At 65.0% G+C, this 15,591-nt stretch carries 12 protein-coding genes; 10 read left to right on the top strand and 2 right to left on the bottom strand.

The window, feature by feature from the left end; all coding sequences use genetic code 11:
- Positions 1–156: 156 nt before the first annotated feature.
- Both IVA75_RS10375 and IVA75_RS10370 read right to left on the bottom strand, forming a co-directional pair.
- A complete protein-coding gene (locus tag IVA75_RS10375; RefSeq protein ID WP_247284922.1) occupies positions 157–2,727 on the bottom strand; it encodes an FtsX-like permease family protein in 2,571 nt (856 codons plus the stop codon).
- Positions 2,724–3,446 (bottom strand): ABC transporter ATP-binding protein, encoded by a 723-nt coding sequence (locus IVA75_RS10370; RefSeq protein ID WP_027566396.1) that lies wholly within the window; start codon positions 3,444–3,446, stop codon positions 2,724–2,726. The genes IVA75_RS10375 and IVA75_RS10370 overlap by 4 nt, the downstream gene beginning before the upstream one ends.
- A 55-nt stretch (positions 3,447–3,501) precedes the next feature.
- On the opposite strand from IVA75_RS10370, the gene IVA75_RS10365 reads away from it, so the two are divergent.
- The 10 genes from IVA75_RS10365 to IVA75_RS10320 all read left to right on the top strand — a co-directional run bounded on the left by IVA75_RS10365 (position 3,502) and on the right by IVA75_RS10320 (position 15,571).
- A complete protein-coding gene (locus IVA75_RS10365) occupies positions 3,502–4,149 on the top strand; it encodes an arylesterase (protein ID WP_247285451.1) in 648 nt (215 codons plus the stop codon).
- A 174-nt stretch (positions 4,150–4,323) separates the two neighbouring features.
- Positions 4,324–4,860, top strand: coding sequence for an RNA 2',3'-cyclic phosphodiesterase (gene thpR / locus IVA75_RS10360; RefSeq protein ID WP_007598862.1), 537 nt, complete (start codon positions 4,324–4,326; stop codon positions 4,858–4,860).
- Positions 4,861–5,067: 207 nt separating this feature from the next.
- A complete protein-coding gene (gene zapE / locus IVA75_RS10355; RefSeq protein ID WP_027566398.1) occupies positions 5,068–6,252 on the top strand; it encodes a cell division protein ZapE in 1,185 nt (394 codons plus the stop codon).
- A 202-nt stretch (positions 6,253–6,454) separates the two neighbouring features.
- A complete protein-coding gene (gene mdh / locus IVA75_RS10350) occupies positions 6,455–7,423 on the top strand; it encodes a malate dehydrogenase (RefSeq protein ID WP_007598869.1) in 969 nt (322 codons plus the stop codon).
- Between the two features lie 217 nt (positions 7,424–7,640).
- Positions 7,641–8,837, top strand: coding sequence for an ADP-forming succinate--CoA ligase subunit beta (gene sucC, locus IVA75_RS10345; RefSeq protein ID WP_247284921.1), 1,197 nt, complete (start codon positions 7,641–7,643; stop codon positions 8,835–8,837).
- A gap of 4 nt (positions 8,838–8,841) precedes the next feature.
- Positions 8,842–9,321, top strand: a complete 480-nt coding sequence (locus IVA75_RS10340) for a DUF1579 family protein (protein ID WP_007604324.1) — start codon at positions 8,842–8,844, stop codon at positions 9,319–9,321.
- A 34-nt stretch (positions 9,322–9,355) separates the two neighbouring features.
- Positions 9,356–10,240 (top strand): succinate--CoA ligase subunit alpha, encoded by an 885-nt coding sequence (gene sucD / locus IVA75_RS10335; RefSeq protein ID WP_247284920.1) that lies wholly within the window; start codon positions 9,356–9,358, stop codon positions 10,238–10,240.
- 137 nt (positions 10,241–10,377) lie between these two features.
- Entirely contained in the window at positions 10,378–13,347 is a 2,970-nt protein-coding gene (locus tag IVA75_RS10330) for a 2-oxoglutarate dehydrogenase E1 component (RefSeq protein WP_027566402.1), read from the top strand.
- Positions 13,348–13,512: 165 nt separating this feature from the next.
- Positions 13,513–14,757, top strand: a complete 1,245-nt coding sequence (gene odhB, locus IVA75_RS10325) for a 2-oxoglutarate dehydrogenase complex dihydrolipoyllysine-residue succinyltransferase (RefSeq protein WP_247284919.1) — start codon at positions 13,513–13,515, stop codon at positions 14,755–14,757.
- 64 nt (positions 14,758–14,821) lie between these two features.
- Positions 14,822–15,571 (top strand): SDR family oxidoreductase, encoded by a 750-nt coding sequence (locus IVA75_RS10320; protein ID WP_247284918.1) that lies wholly within the window; start codon positions 14,822–14,824, stop codon positions 15,569–15,571.
- The last annotated feature ends 20 nt before the right edge of the window (positions 15,572–15,591 follow it).

Here is a 15,591-nt window from a genome sequence, read left to right as displayed (position 1 = left end):
GCTCCGAACCCATTCGATATGTGGGAAACTAACACATCCGCTGCAACCGTCCACGCGCGGCTGAATGTCGCCCTTCCCTGCAATCCAGACGAGCGGACGTGGTTAATCCCCGGAATCGTGCGATTTCGCTCCCGTGCCGCCGCCCGCTACCATTTGTCACAAATTCCGCAACACCGTGGCGGGCTTTTTGTTCAACGCCAGCAGCGTGCCGGCGAGACCCAGGCCGACCGTGACGACCAAGGCAGCCGCGACCACGCCGGCGGCGCTGCCGCCCTGCCAGACGAAGGTGAGGGTCATCAGTCGGGTCACGATCATCCAGGCCGCGACGCTGCCGGCGAAAACGCCGAACATTGCGGTTGCAAGCCCGATCAAGAGGTATTCGAGCGCATAGGCGCCGAGCAGCCGCAGCCGGGTCGCACCCAGCGTTTTGAGGATCACCGCATCGTAGACCCGGTGGCGGTGGCCGGCGGCGAGCGCGCCGCCCAACACCAGGATCGCCGAGATCAGGGTCACAGCGCTGGCGCCGCGGATCGCCAGCGCCAGGTTGGTCACGACCGAGCCGACCGTCTCCATCACCTCGCGCACGCGCACGCTCGTCACCATCGGATAGGCGTCAGCGACCTCCTTGATGATCTTGCCGTCGCCGGCCGCATCGCCGCCGGCTTCCGTCAGAGTCGCGATATGGGTGTGCGGCGCGCCCTTGAAGGCGTTCGGCGAGAACACCAGGACGAAATTGATGCCGAGGCCCTGCCAGTCGATGCTGCGCAGATTGCTGATCTTCGCGGGGATGTCGCGGCCGAGGATATTGACCACGACCTCGTCGCCGAGCTTGAGGCCAAGCCCGTCCGCGATCTTCTTCTCCATCGAAACCAGCGGCGGGCCGGAATAATCGGCGCTCCACCACTCGCCCTCGACCACCTTGGAGCCTTTCGGCAGCTCGGCGGTATAGGTCAGGCCACGGTCGCTCTGCAGCACCCACTCGGAATCGGTGCTGGGCTTGAGCTCTTCGGCGCGGACGCCACGGGCTCCGACGATGCGCCCGCGCAGCATCGGGACGTCATCGACCGTCGCGCCAGGGGCGATCTGGCGCAGATATGAGTCGAACTGCTCGGCCTGCGTGCTCGGAATATCGATGAAGAAGAACGATGGCGCGTGCTCGGGCAGTGCCGCCAGGAACTGCCGGCGCAGATTGCCGTCGATCTGGGTGATGGTGACGAGCACGGCGAGCCCGAGGCCCAGCGACAGCACGACCGAGGGCGTCAACGCGCCCGGCCGGTGGATGTTGGCGATCGCAAGTCGCAGCATCGGCCAGCGCGTGCGCGGCAGCCGCCGCGCGATCGTCATCAACAGGGCGGCAATGCCGCGCAGCAACGCGAACACGACCACGGAGGAGGCCACGAACACGGCGGCGATGCGCTTGTCGAAGGACAGCCCGATCACCACCGCGATGAGCAGCGCGATCACGACAGCCATGAAGACGAGATAACTCCAGCGTGGCCGATGCCATTCCGAGCTGATGGTGTCGCGGAACAGGGCGGCCACCGGCACGTCGTGCACCCGCCCGAGCGGCCACAGGCCGAAGGCAAGCGCCGTGAGCAGCCCGTAGACGAACGACAGCGCGAGCTCGTCGGCATGCACCGCCGGCACCACCGGCAGCGGCAGTAGCTTGCCGAACAGGCCGACGATCGCGAAGGGCATGGCGGCGCCGAGCGCGAGGCCGATCGCCGAGCCGATCGCGGCGAGCAGGAGCACCTGGGCGAGATAGATGCCGAACACGTCGCGCCCGGTGGCGCCGACGGCCTTGAAGGCCGCGATCACCTCGAGCTTGTGGTCGATATGGGCCTTGACGGCATTGGCGACGCCGACGCCACCGACCAGCAGCGCGGCGAGGCCGACTAGCGTCAGGAACTGCGTGAAGCGGTTGATGTTGCGCTCGAGCTGTGGCGAGGCATTGGAGCGGCTGCGGACCTCCCAGCCGGCCTGCGGCGCGGCGTTGCGCGCGTCCGCGATGAAGGCGTCGGTGGCGCGCTCGCTATTGGCGATCTCCGGCAGTTTCACACGATAGACCCAGCGCACCAGGCTGCCGGGCTGGACCAGCCCGGTGGCGCGGAGGCCCGCTTCGCTGATCAGGAAGCGCGGGCCGAAGCCGATGCCGCCGGCGAGCTTGTCGGGCTCGGCTTCGACGGCGCTGCGGATCTGGAACGTGGCAGCCCCGACGGTGACGCGATCGCCGGTCTTGAGCGACAGCCGCGCCAGCAGTGTCGGATCGGCGGCCGCGCCGAACGCGCCGTCGCGCTCCGCGAGCAGGTCGGACATCGGCAGCGGCGGCGCCAGCGTCAACTGGCCGAGCATCGGATAGGTGTCGTCGACCGCCTTCATCTCGACCAGCGCCAGCTTGCCCTCGGCCGAGCGCGCCATGCCGCGCAGTGTGGCGGCGCTCGAGACGGTGCCGCGCGAACGCAGGAAGGCGACTTCCTCCGGCTTCGCCTCGCGCTGAAACAGGACGAACGACACGTCGCCGCCGAGCAGCGTACGGCCCTCGCGGGCGAGGCCGTCGCTCAGGCTCGCCGAGACCGAGCCGACACCGGCGATGGCCATCACGCCGAGCGCGATGCAGGCGATGAAGACGTAGAAGCCGCGCAGGCCGCCGCGCAATTCGCGCAGCGCGTAGCGCAGCGACAGTGCGACGCCGTTGGGCTTCGCGAACGGTTCGGCAGCAGCGCTCATGCCGGCGCCGACTGCGTGTCGATGCGCCCGGAGCGCAGGCGGATCACGCGATCGCAGCGATGCGCGAGCGACGAATCATGCGTGACCAGCACCAGCGTCATGCCGCGCTCGGCATGCTTGCTGAACAGGAGGTCGACGATCTGTTGTCCCGTGGCTTCGTCGAGATTGCCGGTCGGCTCGTCGGCAACGAGGATCGCGGGATCGGGTGCCAGCGCGCGGGCCAGCGCGACGCGCTGCTGCTCGCCGCCGGAGAGCTGCGTCGGATAATGATGCAGACGGTCGCCGAGCCCGACCGATTGCAGCTCCTGCGCCGCGCGCGTTGCGGCGTCGGGATTGCCCGCAAGCTCGAGCGGCACGGCGACGTTCTCCAGCGCGGTCATCGTCGGGATCAGGTGGAAGGACTGGAAGACGATGCCGACCTGGCGGCCGCGGAAGCGGGCCAGCGCGTCCTCGTCGAGGGCATTGAAAGGCGTGCCGCTGACCACCACCTCTCCGCTATCAGGACGCTCCAGCCCCGCCATCACCATCAGCAGCGTGGATTTGCCCGAGCCTGACGGGCCGATCAGGCCGATCGTCTCGCTCCGGCCCACGCGCAAGCTGATATCCTTGAGAATGTGAACGCGTGCCGCGCCCGTACCCAATGACAGATTGACGTTGGAGATGGCGATGGTGTCGGCCGAACTGTCGGCGAGCGAAGAGGAAGAGATGCGAGTATCCATGGTCCGGTCATATGGCAACTCCGTACGCGCGGTCGAGAGGCGTTACGGATTGTTCATGCACATAGCCGTGTTGATGTTCGCTTTGATGACGGTCGCAAATCCGGCATGGGCTCCGGCATGGGCCGAGGCGGCGAAGCCGATCAAGCTGGTGGTTCTCGGCGATTCCCTGAGCGCCGGCCTCGGCCTCCCGGCCCAGCAAGCGTTCCCCACCAAGCTTCAAAAAGCTTTGCAAGACAAAGGCATAGTGGTCGACATGACCAATGCCGGGGTGTCCGGCGACACCTCCTCGGGGGGCCGTGACCGGCTCGACTGGTCGGTCCCCGACGGAACCGACGGTGTGATCATCGAGCTCGGCGCCAACGATGCGCTGCGTGGCATCGATCCCGATTTGACGCGCGCCGCGCTGACCGAGATCGTCCTGCGCCTCAAGGCGCGCAAGATCGAGGTGATGCTGTGCGGCATGCTGGCGCCGCCGAATTACGGCGCGGACTATGCCGCGCGCTTCAATTCGATTTATCCGGATCTGGCGAAAAAATTTGGCGTGCCGCTCTATCCGTTTTTTCTCGACGGTGTCGCGGCCGATGCCAAGCTCAACCAGGCCGACGGCATTCATCCGACCGCGGCCGGCGTCGACATCATCGTCAAGAATATCTTGCCCACGGTTGAGGCATTCATTGGCACGATAGCTGAGCAGCGGCGTTGAAAAGCAGGCAGCGCCGACCGTAATTCCCAGGGTTTTACCGGGGTGAGGCGCGCGATGCTTCGCAGAGTCACACAACTGCGATAGGAATTAAGGTACCGGTGATTCGTCGCCGGCTCTAAAATTTGGATATGATCTTGCCCTGGGATCATGCCCAAGCATCGGGAGTGCGAAACGATGCCGCGTTTGTTCACTGGTCTGGAAATTCCGGCCGAGATTGGCCAGTCGCTTTCCAATTTGCGGGGCGGCCTTCCCGGCGCCCGCTGGATCGATCCCGAGAATTACCACGTCACCCTGCGCTTCATCGGCAATATCGACGGCATGTCCGCCAACGAAATCGCCTCGATGCTGTTTCGCGTCGATCGCAAGCCGTTCGAGGTGAAGGTGCAGGGTTTGCAGAGTTTCGGCGGACGCAAGCCGCGCGCGGTGGTCGCCACCATCGTGCCGAGCAAGCCGCTGATGGAATTGCAGGCCGAGCTCGAGCGCCTGATGCAACGGATCGGCCTCGACCCGGAAGGCCGCAAGTTCATCCCGCATGTCACGCTGGCCCGGCTGCACGACGCCACTGACCGTGACGTCGCCGATTATCTCTCGCTGCGCGGCTATTTTCCCAGCAAGGCGTTCACGGCCGAGCGTTTTGTTTTGTTCTCGTCCCGCGCCTCAACCGGCGGCGGCCCGTATGTGGTCGAGGACGCGTACGAGCTGTGTGAGTAGCGAAGCTCTCGTGCCCCGGACGCTGCGCAGCGCGAAGCGGTGCGCTGCAGAGCCGGGGCCCATCGCTCCACGATCGATGTACCAAATGGTGGGTCCCGGCTCTGCGCAGCAGCGTTGCACGCTGTAGCGCGTCCGGGACACCGAACGCATAGCGCCCCGCCCTAATTCACGGCTTGCAATTTCCGCTCATCTCTGGCGGTAAAGAGCATGCTCTCGACCCCCAGTTCCTCATTCCGCGAGGCCTATCAGGCCCAGATCGCGTCCGGCGCGATCGAGCCCGATGCTGCGCAGGCCGAAATTGCCGACGCCTATGCGGCGCTCGACCAGCGGCTCGCCGACTACAAGCCGGCGCGCAAGCAGGGCCTGCTCAGCCGCCTGTTCAGCAGCGACAAGGACGAGGCGCCCCACGGACTCTACGTCCATGGCGAGGTCGGTCGCGGCAAGACCATGCTGATGGATCTGTTCTTCCAGCACTCGACCGTCGAGCACAAGCGGCGCGCGCATTTCCACGAATTCATGGCCGAGGTGCACGAGCGCATCTACGATTTTCGCCAGGGCATCGCGCGCGGCGAGATCGCTGACGGCGACGTCATCGCGCTGACCGCGCATGCGATCTTCGAGGAGAGCTGGCTGCTTTGTTTCGACGAATTCCACGTCACCGACATTGCGGACGCGATGATCCTCGGCCGCCTGTTCGCAAAGCTGCTGGAGCTCGGCACCGTGGTGGTCGCGACCTCCAACGTCGCGCCTGACGACCTCTACAAGGGTGGTCTGAACCGTTCGCTGTTCCTTCCCTTCATCAGGCAGATCACCGATCACATGGACGTGCTGCGGCTCGACGCGCGCACCGACTTCCGGTTGGAAAAGCTTCAGGGCGTGCCGATGTGGCTGACGCCGGCAGACACTGAGGCGGACGCCGCGCTCGACCGTGCCTGGTCGAAGATGTCAGGCGGCGCCAAATGCAAGTCGCGGGATATTTCGATCAAGGGCCGCACCCTGCACGTGCCGTGCTCGGCCCACGGCGTGGCGCGCTTCGCGTTCGCCGATCTCTGCGAGAAGCCGCTCGGGGCGTCGGACTATCTCAGGCTGGCGCATGATTATCACACCATCCTGGTCGACCATATTCCAGTGATGGATTTCTCCCAGCGCAACGCCGCCAAGCGCTTCATCACGCTGATCGACACGCTCTATGACAATGCCGTGAAGCTGATGGCCTCGGCCGATGCCAACCCGATCTCGCTCTATCTTGCCAACGAGGGCAACGAGGCCAACGAGTTCAAGCGCACCGCCTCGCGCCTGATCGAAATGAGCTCGGAATCCTATCTGGCGCTGCCCCACGGCCGCAAGGATTCCACCGCCAGCGGCTCGACCAAAGGTTTGGTTGAGACGTAAAGGGCTTGGGCGAGACTTAAGTCCTATTTGCCAGCGCTGTCATTCCGGGCTCGACGCTTCCCAAGCCCCGGAATGACGAGGTTGCGCTCGAATACGCGGCAAGCCCGACAATTGGGCAAGCCGTGACTTGAACGGGGGAGGCGAAAGGGATAACCACCCGTCTCAGTTTTCCCCTCCTTACGTGTCTAAAGGACAGGCTCACATGGCGCGCGACAAGATTGCTTTGATTGGCTCCGGTCAGATCGGCGGAACGCTGGCTCATCTCATCGGCCTGAAAGAGCTGGGCGACGTGGTGATGTTCGACATCGCCGAGGGCGTGCCGCAGGGCAAGGCGCTCGACATCGCGCAGTCCTCGCCGGTCGACGGCTTTGACGCGCACTACACCGGCGCCAACTCCTACGAGGCGCTCGACAACGCAAAGGTCTGCATCGTCACCGCCGGCGTGCCGCGCAAGCCCGGCATGAGCCGCGACGACCTCCTCTCGATCAACCTCAAGGTCATGGAACAGGTCGGTGCGGGCATCAAGAAGTACGCCCCCGACGCCTTCGTCATCTGCATCACCAACCCGCTCGACGCGATGGTCTGGGCGCTGCAGAAGGCTAGCGGCCTGCCGCACAAGAAGGTCGTCGGCATGGCCGGCGTGCTGGATTCGTCGCGCTTCCGCTACTTCCTGGCCGACGAGTTCAACGTTTCGGTCGAAGACGTCACCGCCTTCGTGCTGGGCGGCCATGGCGACACCATGGTGCCGCTGGTAAAATACTCCACCGTTGCCGGCATCCCGCTGCCCGATCTCGTCAAGATGGGCTGGACCTCGCAGGCGCGCCTCGACGAGATCGTCGACCGCACCCGCAACGGCGGCGCCGAGATCGTCAATCTGCTCAAGACCGGCTCGGCCTTCTACGCGCCGGCGGCTTCCGCGATCGCGATGGCCGAGAGCTATCTGCGTGACAAGAAGCGCGTGCTGGCCTCGGCCGCCTACCTGAACGGCGAATACGGCGTGAAGGACATGTATGTCGGCGTGCCCGTCGTAATCGGCTCCAAGGGTGTCGAGCGCGTCGTCGAGATCGAGCTCGTCGGCAAGGACCGCGAAGCCTTCGACAAGTCGGTCGGCGCAGTGCAGGGTCTGGTTGACGCCTGCAAGAAGATCGCACCGGATCTTCTGGGCCGCTAAGGTCAAATATTCCGCCGAAGACCGAAGCCCGGTCTTCGGCGGTTTCATTTCCGGGGTTCCGCCAAACCTTGTTTAAGGTTGCGGCGGGTCCTGGTCCGCAAGTCCAGAGATCGATGTCAGAGAATCCGGGTTGCAGTTCCTGTGGTATATGGTATGCCAGCCACAAGACTGAGGTGGGCCTACGAGGTCACCGCCCGCGGGTTCAGGGAGCGACCATATGAATATCCATGAATATCAGGCCAAAGCGCTGCTGAACGAGTTCGGCGTCGCGATCTCCAAGGGCGTTCCGGTCCTGAAGGCGGCCGACGCGGACGCGGCGGCAAAGGCACTTCCGGGCCCGGTCTGGGTCGTGAAGAGCCAGATCCACGCCGGCGGCCGCGGCAAGGGCAAGTTCAAGGAAGCCTCGGCCGGCGACAAGGGCGGCGTCCGCATCGCCAAGTCGGCCGCGGAAGTTTCCGAATTCGCCAAGCAGATGCTCGGCGCAACGCTCGTCACCATCCAGACCGGACCCGCCGGCAAGCAGGTCAACCGCCTCTACATCGAGGACGGCTCCGACATCGACAAGGAATTCTACCTCTCGATCCTGGTCGACCGCGAGACCTCCCGCGTCTCCTTCGTGGTGTCGACCGAGGGCGGCGTCAACATCGAGGACGTCGCGCACAACACGCCTGAGAATATCGTGACCTTCTCGATCGATCCCGCGACCGGCATCATGGGCCATCACGGCCGCACCGTCGCGAACGCGCTGAAACTCTCCGGCGATCTCGCCAAGCAGGCCGAGAAGCTCACCGCGCAGCTCTACGCGGCCTTCGTCGCCAAGGACATGTCGATGCTGGAGATCAACCCGCTGGTCGTGACCAAGCAGGGTCAGCTCCGCGTGCTCGACGCCAAGGTGTCGTTCGACGACAACGCCCTGTTCCGTCACCCCGAGGTGCTCGCGCTGCGCGACGAGACCGAGGAGGACGCCAAGGAAATCGAAGCGTCGAAATACGACCTCAACTACGTCACCCTCGACGGCAATATCGGCTGCATGGTCAACGGCGCCGGCCTCGCGATGGCGACGATGGACATCATCAAGCTCTACGGCATGGCGCCGGCGAACTTCCTCGACGTCGGTGGCAGCGCCAGCAAGGAAAAGGTCGCGGCCGCCTTCAAGATCATCACCGCGGATCCCAACGTGAAGGGCATCCTGGTCAACATCTTCGGCGGCATCATGAAGTGCGACGTGATCGCCGAGGGCGTCACGGCCGCCGTCCGTGAAGTCGGCCTCAGCGTGCCGCTGGTGGTTCGCCTCGAAGGCACCAATGTCGAGCTGGGCAAGAAGATCATCCGTGAATCCGGCCTGAACGTGGTGCCGGCCGACAATCTCGACGACGCCGCGCAGAAGATCGTGAAGGCCGTCAAGGGAGGCTGAGGCCATGACCCAGGACCATCTCGCTGCATCATCCCCGCTGCCGGAGCACGCGCGTCTTGCCGCGTTCGCCGGTGAATGGAATGGCGAAGAGGTGGTCTTTCCGTCGCGGTGGACGGAGGGCGGGACGGCGACTTCTCGCGTCGTGGCCCACATGGATCTCAATGGCTTCTACCTGATCCAGGACTCGGTCCAGACCCGCGACGGCAAGCAGAGCTTCGCCACCCACGGCATCTTCACTTTCGACCGCGAAGACCGGACCTACAAATTGTTCTGGTACGATTCGCTCGGCTACACGCCGCCCTCGCCCGCCTCCGGCGGGTGGGTCGGCAAGACCCTGACGCTGGTGCGCGGCTCGCTCCGCGGCAATGCGCGCCACGTCTATGAAATCATCGACGACGATTCCTATTCGTTGAAGATCCAGTTCTCGCCGGACGCGGAAGGCTGGGCCGACGTGCTCACCGGCGTCTACCGCCGCATCCACTGACCTCTCACTCGTTAGTTTCGCGAAAGCAGACCTCATGTCCATCCTGATCGACAAGAACACCAAGGTCATCTGCCAGGGCTTTACCGGCAAGAACGGCACCTTCCATTCGGAGGCCGCGATTGCCTATGGCACCAAGATGGTCGGCGGCACCTCGCCCGGCAAAGGCGGCGCGACGCATCTGGGCCTGCCGGTGTTCGACACCGTGCGCGAGGCGCGTGCGAAGACCGGCGCCGATGCATCGGTGATCTACGTGCCGCCGCCGGGCGCGGCCGATGCGATTTGCGAAGCCATCGACGCCGAGATCCCGCTGATCGTCTGCATCACCGAAGGTATCCCGGTCATCGACATGGTCAGGGTGAAGCGTTCGCTGGCCGGCTCCAAGTCGCGCCTGATCGGGCCGAACTGCCCAGGTGTCATGACCGCCGGCGAGTGCAAGATCGGCATCATGCCGGCCAACATTTTCAAGACCGGCAGCGTCGGCATCGTCTCGCGCTCCGGCACCCTGACCTACGAAGCCGTGTTCCAGACCACCCAGGAAGGCCTCGGCCAAACCACGGCGGTCGGCATTGGCGGCGACCCGGTCAAGGGAACCGAGTTCATCGACGTGCTGGAAATGCTGCTCGGCGATCCCAAGACCGAGTCGATCATCATGATCGGCGAGATCGGCGGTTCCGCCGAGGAGGACGCCGCCCAGTTCCTTAAGGACGAGGCCAAGCGCGGCCGCAAGAAGCCGATGGTCGGTTTCATTGCCGGTGTCACGGCCCCTCCCGGCCGCCGCATGGGCCACGCCGGCGCGATCATTTCGGGCGGGAAGGGTGACGCTGGTTCCAAGACCGACGCGATGAAATCGGCTGGAATTACAGTGTCGCCGTCTCCCGCTCGTCTTGGCCACACGCTTGCCGAAAAATTGAAGGGCTGATTCACATCTTCGTAATTTTCCGGGCGAAGTTTCGCAGCAAATAGGGTAAATGGTGCCTGTCGCGCTGGTCCTCTGCCGGGGAGCCCAGCGCCAGCGCCGTTTGTTATGCGCGAACCGAAATCGCCAGGAACTCAAGCATGTCTCGCCAAGACGCGAACGCAGCCTTTGCCCTCTCCTCCTTTTTGCAGGGCACCAACGCCACCTACATCGACGAAATCTACGCCCGCTACGAGAAGGACCCGTCCTCGGTGGATGCCGAGTGGCAGGACTTCTTCAAGAGCCTCAACGACCAGCCGGGTGACATCAGCAAGAACGCCCAAGGCCCGTCCTGGGAGCGCGCCAACTGGCCGCTGACCCCGCAGGACGACCTGACCTCCGCGCTCGACGGCAATTGGGCGGAAGTCGAGAAGACGGTCGGCGCCAAGATCGCGGCCAAGGCGCAGGCCAAGGGTGGCGACAAGGCCGGCGGCCTCTCCTCCGCCGACCTGCTCCAAGCCACCCGCGACTCGGTCCGGGCCCTGATGCTGATCCGCTCCTACCGCATGCGCGGTCACTTCCACGCCAAGCTCGATCCGCTCGGCATCGAAGCCCAGCGCAATCGCGAAGAGCTCGACCCGCGGACCTACGGCTTCAGCGAAGCCGATTTCGACCGCAAGATCTTCCTCGACCATGTGCTCGGTCTCGAATACGCCAGCTTGCGCGAAATCACCGCGATCTGCGAGCGCACCTACTGCCAGACGCTCGGCGTCGAGTTCATGCACATTACGAACGCGGCGCAGAAGGCGTGGATCCAGGAGCGCATCGAGGGGCCGGACAAGGAAATCTCCTTCACCCGCGAAGGCCGCCGCGCCATCCTGATGAAGCTGGTCGAAGCCGAAGGCTTCGAGAAGTTCTGCGACACCAAGTTCACCGGCACCAAGCGCTTCGGCTTGGACGGTGCTGAATCGCTGATCCCCGCGCTCGAGCAGATCATCAAGCGCGGCGGCAATCTCGGCGTGAAGGAGGTCGTGCTGGGCATGCCGCATCGCGGCCGCCTCAACGTGCTGACCCAGGTGATGGGCAAGCCGCATCGCGCGCTGTTCCACGAGTTCAAGGGCGGTTCGGCCAATCCTGATGCGGTCGAAGGCTCGGGCGACGTCAAATATCACCTCGGTGCGTCCTCGGACCGCGAGTTCGACGGCAACCGCATCCATCTGTCGCTGACCGCCAACCCCTCGCATCTTGAGATCGTCGATCCCGTCGTGCTCGGCAAAGTCCGCGCCAAGCAGGACCAGCACGGCGATCCGCCGGATATGCGCATCTCGGTGATGCCGCTGTTAATGCATGGCGACGCAGCGTTTGCGGGCCAAGGCGTGGTCGCGGAATGCTTCGGCCTGTCGGACCTGAAGGGCTACCGCACCGGCGGCTCCGTGCACTTCATCGTCAACAACCAGATCGGCTTCACCACCTATCCGCGTTATTCCCGTTCGTCGCCTTACCCGTCCGACGTGGCGAAGATGATCGACGCGCCGATCTTCCACGTCAACGGCGACGATCCGGAAGCCGTCGTGTTCGCGGCCAAGGTCGCGACCGAGTTCCGGCAGAAATTCCACAAGCCCGTCGTCATCGACATGTTCTGCTACCGCAGGCATGGCCACAACGAGGGCGACGAGCCGGCTTTCACCCAGCCGGTGATGTACAAGAAGATCGCGGCCCATCCCTCGACGCTCGAGCTCTACGCCCGCCGTCTCATCAGTGAAGGCGTGCTGACCGAGGGCGAGGTCGAGAAAGCCAAGGCCGACTGGCGCGCGCGGCTCGATGCCGAGCTCGAAGCCGGCTCCGGCTACAAGCCCAACAAGGCCGACTGGCTCGACGGCAAATGGGCCGGCTTCAAGATCGCCGATCAGGAAGAAGACGCGCGGCGTGGCGTCACCGGCGTCGACATCACCGCACTGAAGGACATCGGCCGCAAGATCACCAAGGTGCCGGATGGTTTCCGCGTCCACCGCACGATCCAGCGCTTCCTCGAAAACCGCGCCAAGGCGATCGACGGCGGCACGGGCATCGACTGGGCGACCGGCGAGGCGCTGGCGTTCTGCACGCTGCTCAACGAGAACCACCATGTCCGCCTGTCCGGACAGGATTCGGAGCGCGGCACCTTCTCGCAGCGCCACTCGGTCCTGATCGACCAGGAAGACGAGAGCCGCTACACGCCGTTCAACCATCTCGGTCACGAGCAGGGCCATTACGAGGTCATCAACTCGCTGCTGTCTGAAGAAGCCGTGCTCGGCTTCGAATACGGCTATTCGCTCGCCGAGCCGAACACGTTGACCCTGTGGGAAGCGCAGTTCGGCGATTTCGCCAACGGCGCGCAGGTCGTGTTCGACCAGTTCATCTCCTCGGGTGAGCGCAAATGGCTGCGCATGTCCGGCCTCGTCTGCCTCCTGCCGCACGGCTATGAAGGCCAGGGGCCGGAGCACTCCTCGGCGCGTCTGGAGCGCTATCTCCAGATGTGCGCGGAAGACAACATGCAGGTGGTCTATCCGACCACGCCGGCGAACTACTTCCACGTGCTGCGCCGGCAGCTCCACCGCGAGATACGCAAGCCGCTGATCGTGATGACGCCGAAGTCGCTGCTGCGTCACAAGCGGGCGGTGTCGCGTCTCGAGGAGCTCGCGAAGGGAACGACCTTCCACCGCATCCTCTATGACGACGCCCAGATGCTGCCGAGCGAAGCGATCAAGCTCGTCCCCGACGAGAAGATCCGCCGCATCGTGCTCTGCTCGGGCAAGGTCTATTACGACCTCTACGAGGAGCGCGAGAAGCGCGGGATGGACGACATCTATCTGATGCGCGTCGAGCAGCTCTATCCGGTGCCGCTGAAGGCGCTGGTGGCCGAGCTGTCGCGCTTCAAGAAGGCCGAAGTGGTGTGGTGCCAGGAAGAGCCCCGCAACATGGGTGCCTGGCACTTCATCGAGCCCTATCTGGAATGGGTGCTGAACCAGGTGAACGGTGCGAGCCGGCGTCCGCGTTATGTCGGCCGCGCCGCCTCCGCCGCGACCGCGACGGGGCTGATGTCGAAGCATCAGGCTCAGTTGAAGGCGTTCCTGGACGAAGCATTGAGCTGAGAAGTTTTTTAGGACGCTGTCATCGCCCGCGAAGGCGGGCGATCCAGTACGCCGTGACGGCCGTGATGACCGCGAACGCCGCGGAGTACTGGATGCCCCGCCTTCGCGGGGCATGACACCTGTGAAATTCCCGACCGCATTGGCGATCTCCTTAAGGAAAAGACCATGACTGAAATTCGTGTGCCGACCCTCGGCGAATCCGTCACCGAGGCCACCATCGGCCGCTGGTTCAAGAAGGCCGGCGATCCCGTCGCCGTCGACGAGCCCTTGGTGGAGCTCGAGACCGACAAGGTGACCATCGAAGTCCCGGCGCCCTCCGCCGGCACGCTGAGCGAGATCATCGCCGCCGATGGTGCCACCGTCGCGGTCGGCGCGCTGCTTGGCCAGATTACCGAAGGTGCCGCCGGCGCTGCCAAGCCGGCTGCCGCTGCGCCCGCAAAGCCCGCGGCTGCCGCTCCTGCTGCCGCCGCTGCGGCTGCTCCCGCTGCGGCGAAGGCGCCGCCGGCCGATGCGCCGCTCGCCCCGTCCGTGCGCAAGCTCTCGGCCGAGACCGGCGTCGACGCCTCGACCGTTCCCGGCTCCGGCAAGGACGGCCGCGTCACCAAGGGCGACATGCTCGCCGCGATCGAGCGTGCGGCCTCGGCGCCGACCCCGGTCAACCAGCCGGCTGCTGCGGTTCAGGTCCGCGCACCCTCGCCGGCCGATGACGCCGCCCGCGAAGAGCGCGTCAAGATGACCCGGTTGCGCCAGACCATCGCGCGCCGCCTCAAGGACGTGCAGAACACCGCCGCCATGCTCACGACCTTCAACGAGGTCGACATGACCAACGTCATGGCGCTGCGCGCCCACTACAAGGATGCGTTCGAGAAGAAGCACGGCTCGAAGCTCGGCTTCATGGGCTTCTTCACCAAGGCCGTCGTGCAGGGGCTGAAGGACATCCCGGCCGTCAACGCCGAGATCGACGGCACCGATCTGATCTACAAGAACTACTATCACATCGGCGTCGCCGTCGGCACCGACAAGGGCCTCGTCGTGCCTGTGGTGCGCGACTGCGACAACAAGTCGATCGCCGACATCGAGAAGGGCATCGCCGATTTCGGCCGCCGCGCCCGCGACGGCCAGCTCAAGATCGACGAGATGCAGGGCGGCACCTTCACCATCACCAATGGCGGCATCTACGGCTCGCTGATGTCGACCCCGATCCTGAACGCGCCGCAGTCCGGCATCCTCGGCATGCACAAGATCCAGGAGCGGCCGATGGTCGTCGGCGGCAAGATCGAGGTTCGCCCGATGATGTATCTGGCGCTGTCCTACGATCACCGCGTCATCGACGGCAAGGAAGCCGTGACCTTCCTGGTTCGCGTCAAGGAGAGCCTGGAAGATCCGGCGCGCCTGGTGCTCGATCTCTGATCCCTGATGCTCTGCGAGCGCCGTCGCTTTTCGCGACGGCGCGTGTCGAACCATGGAGGCGCGCGTGACCGATAAAGTCGTTGTCATCACCGGCGGCAGCCGCGGCATTGGCCGCGCGACCGCGATTGCGGCGGCCGCGCGCGGCTTCCGCATCGTCGTCGGCTATGCCAGCAACAAGACGGCCGCCGACGAGGTGGTCGCGGAGATCGCGGCCAGCAACGGCAAGGCCATCGCGGTGAAGTGCGACGTCGCCGAGGAAGGCGACATCCTCGCGTTGTTCAAGGCTGCGGACGCGTTCGGCACGCTCGGCGCGCTCGTCAACAATGGCGGTATCGTCGGAACCAGCGGCGTGCGCGTCGACGAGATGTCGGCCGAGCGCATCCAGCGCGTGATGGCGGTCAACGTCACCGGCTCCATCCTCTGCGCGCGCGAAGCGGTGAGGCGGATGTCGACCAGGCACGGCGGCCAGGGCGGCGTCATCGTCAATCTGTCGTCGGTTGCCGCCAAGCTCGGCGCGCCGAACACCTATGTCGACTATGCCGCGTCCAAGGGCGCGATCGATTCCTTCACCGTCGGCCTCGGCTATGAGGTTGCCGGCGAGGGCATTCGCGTCGCGGGCATCCGGCCCGGCCTGATCGACACCGAAATCCACGCTGCAGGCGGTGAGCCCGACCGCGCCCATCGTCTGGCCCATATGGTGCCGATGAAGCGCGTCGGTACTGCCGATGAAGTCGCCAATGCCATCGTCTGGCTGATGTCGGACGAGGCCTCCTACGTCACCTCAGCCATTCTCGATGTGTCCGGCGGACGCTGACGAGCCGCGCGGACGCCGAC

Origin of the sequence: Bradyrhizobium sp. 134 (assembly GCF_023074155.1) — a bacterium.
Classification (GTDB): domain Bacteria; phylum Pseudomonadota; class Alphaproteobacteria; order Rhizobiales; family Xanthobacteraceae; genus Bradyrhizobium.
This window is presented reverse-complemented; position numbering and strand designations above follow the sequence as displayed.